This window comes from Paenibacillus xylanilyticus, assembly GCF_009664365.1.
Taxonomy (GTDB): Bacteria; Bacillota; Bacilli; order Paenibacillales; family Paenibacillaceae; genus Paenibacillus; species Paenibacillus xylanilyticus_A.
Map to the genome: position 1 here is coordinate 2,359,277 of NZ_CP044310.1, position 13,331 is coordinate 2,372,607.

At 48.8% G+C, this 13,331-nt stretch carries 10 protein-coding genes; 4 read left to right on the plus strand and 6 right to left on the minus strand.

Features of this window, described 5'->3' with window-relative positions:
- Positions 1-132: 132 nt before the first annotated feature.
- Positions 133-759, plus strand: a complete 627-nt coding sequence (locus F4V51_RS10660) for a GDSL-type esterase/lipase family protein (protein ID WP_153980650.1) — start codon at positions 133-135, stop codon at positions 757-759.
- A gap of 144 nt (positions 760-903) precedes the next feature.
- Positions 904-1,959, plus strand: a complete 1,056-nt coding sequence (locus F4V51_RS10665) for a phosphotransferase (protein ID WP_153977947.1) — start codon at positions 904-906, stop codon at positions 1,957-1,959.
- 133 nt (positions 1,960-2,092) lie between these two features.
- Here the strand turns inward: F4V51_RS10665 and F4V51_RS10670 are convergent, their stop codons facing one another.
- The 3 genes from F4V51_RS10670 to F4V51_RS10680 form a co-directional block, all read right to left on the minus strand.
- Complete coding sequence (locus F4V51_RS10670) at positions 2,093-2,770, minus strand: tetratricopeptide repeat protein (RefSeq protein WP_153977948.1); 678 nt, start codon at positions 2,768-2,770, stop codon at positions 2,093-2,095.
- Positions 2,771-2,787: 17 nt separating this feature from the next.
- Positions 2,788-4,761, minus strand: a complete 1,974-nt coding sequence (locus tag F4V51_RS10675; RefSeq protein WP_153977949.1) for an elongation factor G — start codon at positions 4,759-4,761, stop codon at positions 2,788-2,790.
- Between the two features lie 107 nt (positions 4,762-4,868).
- Positions 4,869-5,738 (minus strand): AraC family transcriptional regulator, encoded by an 870-nt coding sequence (locus F4V51_RS10680; protein WP_153977950.1) that lies wholly within the window; start codon positions 5,736-5,738, stop codon positions 4,869-4,871.
- A gap of 191 nt (positions 5,739-5,929) precedes the next feature.
- Between F4V51_RS10680 and F4V51_RS10685 the strand changes: the two genes are divergently transcribed.
- On the plus strand, positions 5,930-7,447 hold the full coding sequence (locus tag F4V51_RS10685) for a tagaturonate reductase (RefSeq protein ID WP_153977951.1): 1,518 nt from the start codon (positions 5,930-5,932) through the stop codon (positions 7,445-7,447).
- The gene (locus F4V51_RS10690; protein WP_153977952.1) at positions 7,444-8,958 is read left to right on the plus strand and encodes a UxaA family hydrolase; all 1,515 of its coding nucleotides are present in this window, start codon (positions 7,444-7,446) and stop codon (positions 8,956-8,958) included. Before F4V51_RS10685 ends, F4V51_RS10690 begins: the two co-directional genes overlap by 4 nt.
- 176 nt (positions 8,959-9,134) lie before the next feature.
- On the opposite strand, the gene F4V51_RS10695 is transcribed toward F4V51_RS10690, so the two are convergent.
- The 3 genes from F4V51_RS10695 to F4V51_RS10705 form a co-directional block, all read right to left on the minus strand.
- Positions 9,135-9,815 (minus strand): AlkZ-related protein, encoded by a 681-nt coding sequence (locus F4V51_RS10695; protein ID WP_153977953.1) that lies wholly within the window; start codon positions 9,813-9,815, stop codon positions 9,135-9,137.
- A 17-nt stretch (positions 9,816-9,832) separates the two neighbouring features.
- Complete coding sequence (locus tag F4V51_RS10700) at positions 9,833-10,804, minus strand: helix-turn-helix transcriptional regulator (RefSeq protein ID WP_153977954.1); 972 nt, start codon at positions 10,802-10,804, stop codon at positions 9,833-9,835.
- A 452-nt stretch (positions 10,805-11,256) separates the two neighbouring features.
- A complete protein-coding gene (locus F4V51_RS10705; RefSeq protein WP_153977955.1) occupies positions 11,257-13,284 on the minus strand; it encodes a beta-galactosidase in 2,028 nt (675 codons plus the stop codon).
- Between the last annotated feature and the right edge of the window lie 47 nt (positions 13,285-13,331).

The following is a 13,331-nucleotide window of genomic DNA, read 5'->3' on the forward strand; positions in this document are numbered from 1 at the left end:
CATATGGAGGGGATATGTGCATGTCGTAAAAAATAAAGGTGTGCGCCTACGGACACCATCCCGCGCCTTGTCTTCGGTTCTTTCATATAGATATAGCAGTCAGTCATAAGTTAGCAGAGAGGGGCGACGGTGATGGTATATCGATATGCGGCCATAGGAGACTCGTTAACGGTAGGCACAGGCGCGCTGCTGGGCACCGGCTTTGTTCCTTTGTACCGCAGAATGGCAGAAATGAATGTTCGCACATTTGTCTCGATGGATAATATGGGGGTCAACGGATTAACGTCAGGTGAACTGATGCAAATGGTATCCTCCAACACGAGGGTAAGACAGTCTCTGCGTGAAGCGGATATCATTACAATATCCATTGGCGGGAATGATCTCATTCGCACATTCAAGGCGAGTGGAGGCATTCCAAGTGCCAGTAAAATGACACAGGTGCTGGGAGATACCCGCAGTAACGTTTCACAGATCATGAGACATATTCGTCAGTTAAAAGGTAACAGTGCCTATTTGGTCCGGACGATCGGATTGTACAACCCGTATCCTCAAGCCGCAGAAGCAGCGTATTGGGTTCGTCAGTATAATTCCTTTCTGAATGGTGCAGGGTCGGGGAACTATGCCTGTGCTCAGGTGTACGACCGTTTTGAAGGGCATGAACGGGAATTGTTATTCTGGGATCGTGTTCATCCCAATGCAAGAGGGTATCGTGTCATTGCGGACCAACTGAATCGTATGGGGTATAGACCTTTTAACTGAAGAACTCATTAGGACATTACGATATGGCTGTGGGCATACCTGATTCAGACTGGACCCGCATAGGGGCATACGTTAAGATGGGGAGAATAAGGGATTTTATCTTGTCGATCGATATAGATATTACAGTTGAAGGAGTATTAATCGGTGCACAACATTCATTTACGTCCTCATGAGGATCAGGAACGGCAGCTGATACAGGAAGTGATATCCGTATTTCTACCTCAATCCTGCTGGGAAGCGGAACGCGGATACGGCGGGATGAACAACACAACGTATATGCTTAAACGGGATGACGAGCGTTATGTTCTCAGAGTGTACGAAACACATACGGATCTTGTGAAAATTGCTTTTGAGCACCATGTGTTATCGGCATTGAGAGAATCGGATTTCGGACTTATGGTACCAGCTCCAGTCAAAGCCATAAAGGGGGATGGGCACACGTTCCATTCCATCTACGATCCGAAGAATGGACAGAACAAAATCGCAGCTCTCTTTACGTATAGTACGGGCCAGAACCCGGTCTGGAATACGCCAGAGCAGCTTGTTGAACTGGGATGTGCGGCAGGTTTGCTGTCTGTGGCTCTGGCCGGACTGGAAATATCTCTAGAACCTGTATACCCTCCTTATTATCAAATTCAACAGGCGTATCCACTCTGTCCGCCAGAGAAATTGATACAGTTATGTACGTCACCACCTAGCGAGCTCCAGACGTGCGCAGAAGAAATGCAGGATCTGCTGCCTGTGCTTCCAGCTTTGTTCGAGGCGCTAAACGGGATGGAACGTCTGCCACATCAACTGGTTCACGGAGATGTGAATGCATCAAACGTCTTGTCGGATGACGATGGCCGAATCTGCGCCATTCTGGATTTTGAGTTTGCTACATGGGATCTGCGGGTTATGGAGCTGGCTGTTCCCATGTCGGACTTGCTAACTTTGGACAAGAGTGATGAATGGATGTGGGAGGCGCTGGAAGGACTGATCCGAGGATTTCGGAAACAGGTGATTCTGGAGCCGGATGAACTGCTGGCTATTCCGCAGCTTATTCTGCTGCGCAGTCTTGATGTGGTTATGCATTTTATTAGCCGAATGTTTGAAGGAACGGATGAACCCGAAGTTGCCATTAACCAGATCATTAAGCTGCGAGAGCGGATCCTCTGGATGAATCACAATGAAGAGCGTCTACGCAGATTATTAACGTGATCAAGCAGCTTCCAGTGTTTGACATCAGAAACAAAAGAACGCCGATTCTGTTCTGAAACAGAACCGGCGTTTTTGTTATGGCATTTGACTCTACCTGAGCGTATACCAAGCACTTGTCGACATATCGGGCTGCCTACAATCCGCGCTTGCGGAACCAGCTGCGGACAGCCCACCGGCGTTCCTGGCGCTTCTTGTATTTTGGCAGGGAGCGGTAGACGTTCAGGGATTGCTCATAGGCATGCTTGGCATCTGCGTTGCGTTCCAGCGAACGGTAGACGGTACCCAGCAAATAATAAGCTTCACTCGAGGATGAGTGGATATCCTGAAAGTGTTGTACATATGTCACTGCCTTGTCTCGATCTGACTCCTTAAAGGCATTGGCTAAGGTTAGATACGGCTGACCGTACTTAACTCTTGGATTGATGTCAAGAGCATGCAGGATATGCCGCTCACCTGCTTCCATGTGACCAAGGTGAAGTTCTGTCGTTCCCAATGCCTCCCAGTATTCGGCTGATTGCTCATAGGGACGTTCAAGCTCCAAAAGCAGTTCATACGCTTCGTTATACCGTTTGCGTTCGATCAGAAGTCTGGCCAGATCAAGCTTGGAAGAGACTTCATTGGGACTCATCGCAATCTGCTGACGCAGCCGTGAGATCGTACGCATGCGTTTGATCGGTTTCATGAAACTGGGGAACACCCCGACATAGCGACGATCCAGAAAATACAGAATAATGAGAAGAATCAGAACAGCCAAAAACGGATTGCCAACAATCCGCCATAGTAGGCCGAATATCAAAAATTTAATCAGCACAACATGTTCAACTCCGTTTATGATGTTATCGCATTACGAACGCTTAAAATATATTTGGATTGATCCAGCGGATTCACGCCCCTGCGCTTGCGCATCGGTTTCACATCCGGAGGGCAATCCTGATATCCGGCAAAAGAGGTGACAAGTACACCCCGTCCCCCGGTTTCAGAGCGGAGCTTCACCGGATAATCCATGGAAGAGGCTAGCGGAATCTGCCCTTCCACAATACATCTCCCGCCGCCAATAACAGGCGCTTCGAACGTTGCACGCATATGCACAAGATCGCTTAGTGCCTTGCCTCCGTATTCTTCCGGTACCGTCAAGCGGAATTGCAGAAGCGGCTCCAGCAGTTTCGTTCCTGTACGAACCAGGCCATCCATGATTCCCATCGGCGTAGCAACGACAAAGTCCAGCGGATGCGTATGCCAGACATGATGCTCTCCTTCAACAAGCGTGACTTTCAGATCGGTGACTTCCCAGCCGAACATGCCTTGAGACAGGGCTTCTGGTACACGGCGCTGTACTTCATTTTGATACCGCAGCAGCAGTTGGTCTGTTCGAACGGTGGATTCATAGATCAACCCGCTTCCGCGAGGCAGAGGCTCCATATGGAAACGAAGAATCGCCCAGCAGGGTTTAGGCATCGTATAAGCGATGAAGCCTTCACCTGAAGCGTTTAGCGTTTCTTTGTAAATGACAGAAGGCGGGTCAAAAACAACTCCCAATCCAAAACGACTGCCTAACAAGCTCGACAGAATCTCAAGCTGAATGGTTCCCATGACTTTGAGGTGCAATTCCCGATCTTCCGGAAGCCATTGCAGATCAAGCAGCGGGTCCTCATCGGTTAACTCCTGCAATGCAGCAACAAGGTCGGGGTAACGTGCCGGATCCTGGCCGTGTACCTGTACTGTCAGCAAAGGCACCGCCATATGGGGCATGGGAGGAACGGTGTCTGGACTTCCTATAATGTCACCTACATTCGTTTCGCTTAGACCGTAAAGAGCGGCAATCTGCCCGCTGTGTACTGCTCCGGTATCTGACCATTTGCGACCATCCATCTGGCGGATTTGAGTCACTTTTTCTTCCAGTCCCCTGGTCGTGTTATAGATCGTGTCCCGGTTGTGAATGCTGCCTCCGTACATGCGGACGTAAGCGGTTCGTCCCATCGTTTTGTTTCGTTCAATTTTGAATACAACCCCCGAAACTGCAGAATTCTCTGTGATTGCAGGAGGTGGGAGGAACCGGGTAACCGCATCAAGAAGTTCGGATACTCCAATTCCTTTCCCCGACGCACCAAAACAAACCGGAAATATCTCTCCTTGATGAACCAGCTTGCGGAATGTTGAATCGATCTGCTCTGATGGCAGAGGGACTTCATTAATGTAGGATTCCATGATCCCTTCATCCAGCTCAGCAATCATCTCAAGGAGTCCGGGAATCGTTTGCTGATTCGCCTGATCACGCCATAAGGAATGGACACCGATGAATGAATCCTCGTCCTTTACGCAAGATTGTACCGGGCATGCGAATGGAGAGAACGTGGAGTGAACCTGTTCCATAATGGCTGCTGCAGATGCGCCAATCCGGTCCATTTTATTGATATAAATAATGGTGGGGATGCGAAGGGATCTCAGGGCGTGCCAGATGGTCTCACTCTGGGACTGAATCCCTTCCACAGCTGACAAAATGAGAATGGCACCGTCCATTACACGTAGGGAACGTTCCACTTCAGAGCTAAAATCGATATGTCCTGGGGTATCGACGAGGTCGATCACGGTATTGTTCCATGTAAGGGAGGTCATGGCTGCCTGTACGGAAATTCCGCGTTCTCTCTCAATGTCCAGGGAGTCCGTAGCTGCCGTACCGTCATCTACCCGGCCGGGACTGCGAACAATGCCGCCATGATATAACATATGTTCTGTTGTGGTTGTTTTGCCTGCATCTACGTGAGCAAAGATACCGATATTTCGGCGATTGAATTCGTTATGCATGGGATCTAAAGCTCCTCTGACCGAAGAAACGTATCGTTTCTGACATTGTTATTCCGTATTATCATACCACAAGGGCTGTATGGAAGAATATGTTACACTTTTGCAAATTAACCATTCATTGTTCTGCGGTAAGCCGCAGGCGTGGTACCCGTAATTTTTTTGAATTGCCGATAAAAATGGGGCAGACTCTCAAAGCCGCAGGCATCCGCTACCGATGCCATAGTGTCATCATTCCGAAGCAGATGCTCCTTCGCCATGATTACCCGGCGGGCTAGAGCGTAGTCGGTTAGGGTCATGCCAGTATACTTTTTGAATGCCCGGCTGAAATGAGCAGGAGATACTGCAGCCTGCAGAGCGAGCTCGGACAGGGAAAGTCCGCTGCGCAATTTATCATCAATATTGGACAAGGTAGCTGACAGCCAACTCGGACCGGAATTGGAATGAACAGAGCGCGCAGGGTCTGCGTCCTCGAGACGCTCAAGAAATATGAGCAGCAATTGAAGCCGAAGCAGGGCTGCATGGGCGCTTAGCTGATTCTCCATCTGGAATTCGGCATGGATTTCTTCTATAAACGCGGTCACTTTGGCTTGTTCCTCCGGCGTCAGCTGTCTTTTATAAACCCTGCGTCTGCGGCATCGCTCGAACAGGGAGAGCAGGACTGAAGCGCTCCCTCCTGCAGCCGCTGTCAGTAATCCGGGACTGAAAAACAAAGCTGAAGAGGTTACAGGATTAATCTCATCCGGCAAAGCCCGGTGTACTGTATTACCAGGAATGATGAATAAATCCCCTGTCTGCATGTCTTCAAGATCTGTATCGATAAAAATGGTCCCTTGACCACGATATACGTAAATGATTTCATGCCAATCATGCAGATGATCCGGCAGTTCATTGTGGGGTGCTTTCGTATCTGCATAGACCAGTCGAAAGGGAATGCCTGAATCTGACTGGATGGTTGTGCGAACGGGCGAGCGTACCATAAGGACTCCTTTCTAATGCTAATTCATACACGGTGGACCACGCCTGGTCATGAAAGAGTATATTTAACGCAATATAAGCAATTTAATTTCCTTTTTTTGATGATACAATGAATTTAAAGCGTTTTCAATTCATGGATATACCAGAGGAATCTGACTCGGATGATCACAAATAAATGATGAGGTGAGTGTGCATGTCGGCGAGCACCAAACGACCAAGATTGAAGCTGAATCTGTTGGGAAACGACGGGCAGCGCAAGTGCAAGGAAATCATGGATCGTCCCGTAAAGGTACTGCAGATTGGCGAAGGTAACTTTTTGCGGGGATTTGTGGACTGGATGCTTCATGAGAGTGCTAGACAAGGCAAATTCCATGGCAGTGTGGTGGTTACCCAGCCAAGGCAAGGGGGAAAGGCGAAGCTGGAGCAGATCCGGGATCAGGATGGATTGTATACCATGATTACCCGAGGTCTTTCTCAAGGTAAAGCCGTGGAGCGCACCGAGATGATTTCGATCTTTTCCCAGTGCATGAATCCTTATGAAGAATGGCAGGCATTTTTGGAACTGGCCGAGCTTCCTTCACTGGAGTTTGTTATCTCCAATACGACGGAGTCAGGATTGAAATATATTCAGTCGGATTACGTGGAAGGAGAGCCTGTTTCTTCATTTCCAGGCAAGCTGACCGTGTTTCTCCATCAGCGTTATATACGGTTTGAGGGTGATCCTTCCAGAGGATTGATTCATCTGCCATGTGAGCTGCTCGAAGGAAATGGTGATGTACTGCGCAGCTGCGTATTGCGTCACAGTGAGGACTTTGGCTATTCCGATGCATTCCGTGATTGGATTAAAGACCATAACCTGTTCCTGAACAATTTGGTTGACCGGATCGTGACGGGTGCGCCAACTCAGGAAGAAGCTGACACGCTGGCAGGGCGCTGGGGTTATGAGGATCAACTGATTAACACGGCAGAGCCTTATCATTTCTGGGCCATCCAGGCTGATGAGGGACTGGACAAGAAACTGCCGCTGAAGCAGGCTGGACTTAATGTTCACTGGGTCAAAGATCTGAAGCCCTTTCAATTACGAAAAGTTCGCATTTTGAATGGCGCGCATACCTTGATGTCCTCCATTGGCATTCTTCAAGGCAAGCAGTATGTGAGGGAAACGATGGAGGATCCGCAATTCGGAACATGGATCAGGGAAGCCGTGCATCAGGAAATTGTGCCTGCGCTGGATATGCCGGATCATCAACTTGACCAGTACGCTGAAGAGGTATTCGAGCGATTCCTCAATCCCTATATCAATCATAAGCTTCAGGATATTGCGTTAAATACCATTGGCAAATTCAAGGTACGTGTTCTGCCTACCTTATTATCTTATGAACAAACTCAGAACAGCTGGCCGACACGCCTGGTTCGGGGGTTCGCCGGACTGTTGTTATTATACCGCCCGGTGAATACGTTAGACGGATACCACGGACATCGCTTCAACGGCGAATCTGTTGTGCTGAAGGATGACCCGGATGTTCTTGCAGCCCTAACTGCACACTGGGAGAGCTATGATTCACTCCGAAGGGACCGGCAGCAGTTGAACGACAGGCTGGCTGCCGTATTATCGGATTCAACCATTTGGGGAGAGAATCTGAATGAGCGAAGAGGGCTGCGCGAAGCGCTTCTTGATGAGATCGTTTTACTGGAAGGTGAGACGGAATGAATACAACAAGTACAACGCATGACTGGATTGCCATACAGCCACAGGATGATGTGATCATAGCTCTTCGTGATTACACAAAGGGAGAAACGGTCAACCTCCCTGACGGAGCTTCATTTACACTGCTTGATGATGTGCCCAAAGGCCATAAGATCGCTGTACATGGAATCGAACCAGGAGATGATGTCCTGAAATATGGTTTCTCCATCGGTATTGCCAAGGAACGGATTGAACAAGGGAACTGGATTCATAGCCATAATCTGAAAACAGGGCTGCATGGCTTGCTGGAATATGAGTATCAGCCTGGTGCATCCGTTCAAGCAGATATGCCCCCGGAACATTTACGGACATTTGAAGGCTATTTACGCCCTAATGGGGAGGCAGGCATACGCAATGAAATATGGATCGTTAATACGGTAGGATGCATCAACAAGGTATGCGAGGCACTGGCACGTATGGGGCAGTCACAGTTCGGAAGCAGAGTGGACGGCGTGTACCATTTCCCTCATCCATTCGGCTGCTCGCAGCTTGGCGATGATCTGAAGTATACCCAGCAGCTGCTGGCTTCCCTCGTCGAACATCCGAACGCAGGCGGAGTATTGGTTATCGGACTGGGCTGTGAAAATAATCAGGTAGACCAGTTCCGCGAATGCATCGCACCTGAATATCAGTCGAAGGTTCGTTTTCTCAAGGCGCAGGAAACAGATGATGAACTTGAAGAGGGTTTGCGCCTGATGGAAGAGCTGGTGGAGATTGCCGAGCTGGAACAGCGCCAGCCTCTTCCACTTAGCAAGCTCAAAATCGGATTGAAGTGTGGCGGTTCAGATGGTTTATCCGGCATTACTGCCAATCCGCTAGTGGGCTCGGTTGCCGATATGCTGGTTGCTGCAGGAGGGACGGCCATTCTGACCGAAGTGCCAGAGATGTTCGGGGCAGAAACCATTTTGATGAATCGGGCTGCCAATGAACAGGTTTTCGGTGATTTGGTGGATTTGATTAACGGATTCAAGCAGTACTTTGTAAATCATGGTCAGAACATATATGAGAATCCTTCCCCTGGTAACAAAGCCGGTGGCATTACGACACTCGAAGAGAAATCATTGGGTTGTACTCAAAAAGGCGGCCGTTCTTCCGTCGTTGATGTGCTTCGTTATGGCAAACGTGTAACCCAAACCGGCTTGAACATTGTAGAGGCGCCCGGCAATGACTTGGTGTCAGTCACGGCCTTATCAGCTGCAGGTGCTCACATTGTACTGTTTACTACAGGAAGGGGGACCCCATTCGGAGGTCCGGTACCTACGGTCAAGATTGCAACGCAATCGGATCTGGCGAATCGGAAAAAACATTGGATCGACTTCAACGCAGGTCAACTGCTTGAAGGACGGACGATGGATGAGGTGAAAGTCCAGCTCTTCAGCCAGTTGATTGACATTGCCTCAGGACGTGTTCAGACACTTAGTGAGCAGCATGGGTTCAGGGAAATTGCCATATTCAAAGATGGTGTAATTCTATAGGTTATCCATTCCTTGATTCCTCGGCTGGCATTCTTTGTTAACTTATTAAAAATTAAAAATCCCGGTAGGCAACTGTGATGTGGCCTCCGGGATTTTTTGTGTCCAGAAATGAAAATTCGAAATTTTAAATGCCCAGTTTCTATTGGCGGAGTGTACCTTAAGTGCAAGACGTCGGTCTAAACGATGCCAAACGCCTTTTTGATTTTTACCAGTCCAGCTTCAGTCGTATGCTCAACGAGCTTGTCCAATAAAAGGTCACGGGCTTCTGTGATGCTGCCGTTAAAAGGTTCGATACCCTGACGGCTCATCCAGTGACCTGCCGTCTCATAGGAGGAACTGTTCCAAGCCACTTTGCCTTCTGCGAGACCTTCCTTTTCCTTGGTTCCGCTAATGACAATGGCTGTACTGCCCTGAAGATCCAATAGCCCTTGATCGAATGACTTCTTATCTTCCTTGGCGCCGAAACCAGCCTGTGCACGAAGTGCTCGTCCATCAATGCCTTCCTGATCTTCGATTCGCTCATAGAGCTTGAATGCGTCACGGGAGAGCAGGCCGGCATCATACTGCTCCTGGATGTTTTTGCTGTCAGATAGCAACCGATGAACCCAAGGGAAACATTCACGGGAGATGAGGATCGCTTTCTTTTTGACAAATTTGCCGTATGCAGCAGCGCCTTCTTCAGCCAGGCGTGAACGCCAAAGCCAGGGATCGAGAGGAGAATCGGTATGCCAATTTTCCGATGGCGTTAACGAAGATAGAGAAGGGAAGTCAGGAAATAACGGTGCGAGTGGAAGTAATCCCGCAGTCTGTATACGCTGGACAGCTTCCTCATAGGTTACAATCGGCTCGGTAATCATGGTTAAGGCATCTCCTTTTATGTAGTTGTACTGGAATTAGGGTTGGCACTCACATACAGTCTGTACACGTCCTGGGCATGCTGCCTGATCTCGCTGCGGAGTTCCTCGGGTTCAATGACTTCGGCTTCACGACCCAGACGATAGAAGAAACGAACAGCCCAATCCCATTGGTCTGCTGGACAGAGGAAAGAAAGCTCCCAGAGATCCGGGGCAATCTCTGTCAATTTCTCACCAATGTGCCTGTCTTGTTCTGCCTCGACCATGGCACCGTAGCTTAAACGTGCTCTGATACGAACGGCAGGTTTTTCAAATTGGCGAGGCTGGCTCAATTGGCGTTCGGCATCTATCGTTAACTGTTCGGTTTTGGAGGAGTCAATAGACTCAGCTTCCAGAATTCGGTCCACTCGAAACACACGCTGTTCCCCATGTTCCTCTGAATATGCATCACAGTACCAGAATCCTGCAGAAGCATAAATGCGATTCGGACGGATCTGGAGCCAGCGCTGGCGTGCAGCCGAACGATACAGGATACGCAACCAACCGTGTTCAGGAATGCATGCAAGGAGCGGTTCCAGATGGTGAAGAATATAGCTGCGCTCCGGAATACAGTGATTCAGCTGTTTGAGCATAGGATCGATTCGAGCCATGACATCATCCGGAATTATGCCTTTGATTTTATCCATAACCGTCCAGCGTTTCTCTTGAAAAGGTGTATCTGCATAATGGCTAATTCCCTCAAGAGCGAATATGAGCGTTGCGGCTTCCACCGGATCCAGCTGCAGTGGAGGGAGTACATAACCCTCCATAAGCCGAAAGCCACCGCCAGGGCCGGAAATAGCAATAATCGGCACGTTCATCTCGGAGAGGGACTGGATATCTCGCAAAATGGTACGACGGGACACTTCAAACTTGTCTGCCAGTGAATGTGCTGTTTCCAGTCCGTGCTGTAACGCCATGACGATGGCAGCAAGCCGATTTATTTTGTTCATGTCAGCCACTCCGTTTCGAGAGTTAGGCCGCCGGAAAGGTTGCCGGAGTGCTAAATCCATTGTAACAGCCCATTAGTGACATCTTGGGTGTCACCAATCCTATGTATGTCTTTAAATTTGCTGATTAATGGTGAATGAAGGAGCGCTTTTCCGGCAGGAGCCCTTATAATATGTGTCTCGTCCAAATTCGCCCTATGGAGTAATATTTCCTTCTGACCAAAACTCCACAATTGCTTGCAAAAAACCGTATCCGGTTATACGGATACGGTAAGTAGCATCTAGTATGATGAAAGGAAGCTTATATCTAGTTTAATCGATTGAGATATACGTAATTTCTAAGAAAAAGCAATCTTGTTAAGATGAATTCGTAACACGTTGTATCGAATCGAATGATTACCTATCGTTCTGTTTGTTGTCTTTTTCAACAAAGATAGGGTCACTGCACCACGAACTCACTTCATCTCAAGGAGCTGAACACCGCGGCCCTCAATCTCCACACTTCCTGAAAGTTCACGATCCGTTAAGAGGTCCTGTGCAGTATCATTTCCAAGTTCATACGACTGAGTGGTCGCATTGTGGTTCATGACGAAGAGATACTGCTTGCCGTCTTTTGTACGTGCGCTTACTTCCACACCATCTGGTGTTTCGAGCAAAGGGTGGATGTTTTTGGCTGCCGCAAGCTGTCCCAGCAGGCCATCCAGGAAGCGTTCTTCCGGATCGGAAGCCACATACCATGCCTCACCCTGACCGAACGTGTTGCGGGTTACGACAGGCATGCCTTGATAGAAATCATCTCCATACTCGGCGATCACTTCAGCACCTTCACTATGCAGCAGGTCACACAGCATGCCGCACTCATATTTGCCTTGAAGATCACCATATGTGTCTTTCAGCACGATGCTGTTCTTCTGCTCAGGGAGCAGAGCGTCGATCTCTTCGACCCAGATTCCAAGCAGCTTACGAAGTTCACCTGGGTAACCACCTGTAGTGACGAGGTCACTCTCATTGACAATGCCGCTGAAGAATGTGGTCAGGAACGTTCCGCCGGCTTCAACAAACTTCTCCAGTTTGGCGGCAAATCCCGGTTTGACCATATAAAGTACCGGAGCAAGAACAATATCATACTTGCTAAGATCGGTATCCACGCTGACAATATCCACTTGGATATTGCGGCGGAAGAAGGCAGCGTAATATTTGTGAATTTGATCCACATAATTCAGGGCAACGGTAGGACCGCTGGATTTCTCGATGGCCCACCAGTTATCCCAGTCAAACACAATCGCCACTTTGGATTCTACCGTAGCATCCAGTGTTTTGTCCCCGAGCAATTGCAGCTCCTTGCCAAGCTGGGCGACTTCGCGGAATACACGAGTATTCTCGTGTCCGACGTGCTCGATGACCGCACCATGATACTTCTCGCATGCACCGATGGAGCGGCGAAGCTGGAAGAACATAATGGTGTCTGCGCCATGTGCAATCGTCTGATAGCTCCACAGTCGCATTACCCCAGGACGCTTCAGCGAGTTGTACGGCTGCCAGTTTTGCTGGCTTGGTGTCTGTTCCATAAGCATGAATGGCTGACCATCTTTCAGCCCTCGCATCAGATCATGTGCCATGGCGGTAAAACTGAATGGTGTGGCAAGGCCCGGATAGCTGTCCCAAGAGATGATATCCATATATTTGGCCCATTTGAAATAATCGAGCTGTTTGAAGAATCCCATCAGGTTCGTTGTTACGACGGAATCAGGGACATGCTTCTTGATCGCATCATATTCCAAACGGTAACAGTCAAGCATGCTGTCGGAGTTGAAGCGGGAGTAATCAAGGGAGATGCCTTGGAACGTCGAGTTGTTGTTGCCCCAGTGCTCACTCAGATTGCTTGGCAGAACGATTTCGTCCCAGTCATAGAAGGTATGGCCCCAGAAGTTGGTGTTCCATGCTTGATTGAGCTGATCCAGCGTCTTGTAACGCTCTTTCAAATAAACACGGAAGGCTTTCTCGCAGTTGTCGCAATAGCAGTCTCCGCCGTATTCATTGGAGATGTGCCATACCAGGACAGCAGGATGGTCTTTGTAGCGTTCTGCCAGTTTATCGGCAATTTTCTCGGAATATTTGCGATAGGTTGGGCTGTTTGGACAGGAATTATGGCGTCCGCCGAATTTGCGTTTGCGTCCGTCTGCATCCACACGCAGTACATCCGGATATTTTTTGGCCATCCACGCAGGATGAGCAGCCGTGCTGGTGGCAAGACAAACGTAGACACCGTTTTCATAGAGACTGTTAATTAATTGATCCAATTCTTCAAATCTATAGGTTACCTCATCAGGCTGAATTAGAGCCCAGGAGAAAACGTTAATCGTGGCGATATCAATCCCTGCCAGTTTAAACATGCGCAGGTCTTCAAGATGGGTCTCGTGATCCCATTGTTCAGGGTTGTAGTCACCGCCATAGAACATTTTGGGTAATTTGCTGCTAATCAATATGTTCACCTCTTGTATAAGAATAATTGTATATTATATGATTCAAA